This is a genomic window from Variovorax sp. 3319 (assembly GCF_031456585.1).
In the GTDB taxonomy this organism is placed as follows: domain Bacteria; phylum Pseudomonadota; class Gammaproteobacteria; order Burkholderiales; family Burkholderiaceae_C; genus Variovorax; species Variovorax paradoxus_P.
In genome coordinates this window covers 1-1,106 of the sequence record NZ_JAVDUZ010000034.1, presented here as the reverse complement: position 1 = coordinate 1,106, position 1,106 = coordinate 1, and the positions used below count along the sequence as shown (strand labels likewise).

Genomic DNA, 1,106 nt, shown 5'->3' with positions numbered 1-1,106 from the left:
GGCCGCGCCAGGCTGCGCATGCGCGCCTGCAGGCGCCCCTCCGTCTTCATCACCAGCCACGTGGCCCCCAGCAGCGCATACGCCGCCACCAGCGCCGCGCCGGTAAAAAGCGAGAACGCGGAGACCCAGTCGAACGGCCCGCCCGCGTAGTTGCCGCCTTCCACCGGCACGCCGTTCAGGAACGCCCCCAGCGTCACCCCCTGGAAGAAAGCCGCCGTGACCGAGCCGCCGATGAAGGCATGGTCCCACCAGCGGCGCTTGCCCGCGCGCGCCTTGAAGCGGAACTCGAACGCCACCCCGCGGAACACCAGCCCGACCAGCATCAGGACGAGCGGCAGGGCGAACGCGCTCAGGATCACCGCGTACGCCAGCGGAAACGCCGCCAGGAGTCCCGCGCCCCCCAGCACCAGCCAGGTCTCGTTGCCGTCCCACACCGGCGCCACCGTGTTCATCAGCACGTCGCGATCCTCCTTGGCCGGCACGAACGGAAACAGGATGCCGATGCCCAGGTCGAAGCCGTCCATCACCACGTACATCATGATCCCGAACAGGATGATCACGGCCCAGACCAGGGGAAGATCAATGCCCATCGCGCTCGCCCTCCTTGCTTGCCGCACCGGTGCGGCGGCCCGCCGGATCGGCCCTGCCGTCCGTATCCGCCCGGTCCTCCTCGGGCGCGGCCGACAGCGGGCGCATCGGCGTTCGCGTCTCGCCCGGCCCGCCCCAGGCCGGGCGCTCGGCCTCGTCGCCCGCCGGCCCCTTGGCAATGAGCCGCAGCCCGTAGGCCGTGCCCGCGCCGAACACCACCAGGTACACCGCCACGAACAGCGCCAGCGTGAAGCCCACCTGCGCCGCCGAATGCTGCGGCGACACCGCATCGGCCGTGCGCATGAGGCCGTAGACGATCCACGGCTGGCGGCCGATCTCGGTGGTGTACCAGCCGGCCAGGATGGCCACCAGCCCCGCCGGCGAGAGCGCAACCGCAAAGCGCAGGAAGTTCTTGCTGGCAAACAGCCGCTGCCCGCGCCGCAGCCACAGCCCCCACAAGGCCAGCGCGATCATCAGCACGCCCAGGCCCACCATGGCGCGGAAGGTCCAGAACACGA

Annotated in this window: 2 protein-coding genes; both read right to left on the bottom strand. The window is 71.1% G+C overall.

All coding sequences use genetic code 11. The features are described 5' to 3' along the window. On the bottom strand, nucleotides 1-590 hold a 590-nt coding region (gene cydB / locus J2X67_RS27695), incomplete at its 3' end, for a cytochrome d ubiquinol oxidase subunit II (RefSeq protein ID WP_309958220.1). Next, on the bottom strand, nucleotides 580-1,106 hold a 527-nt coding region (locus J2X67_RS27690), incomplete at its 5' end, for a cytochrome ubiquinol oxidase subunit I (protein ID WP_309958219.1). The genes cydB and J2X67_RS27690, both read right to left, overlap by 11 nt.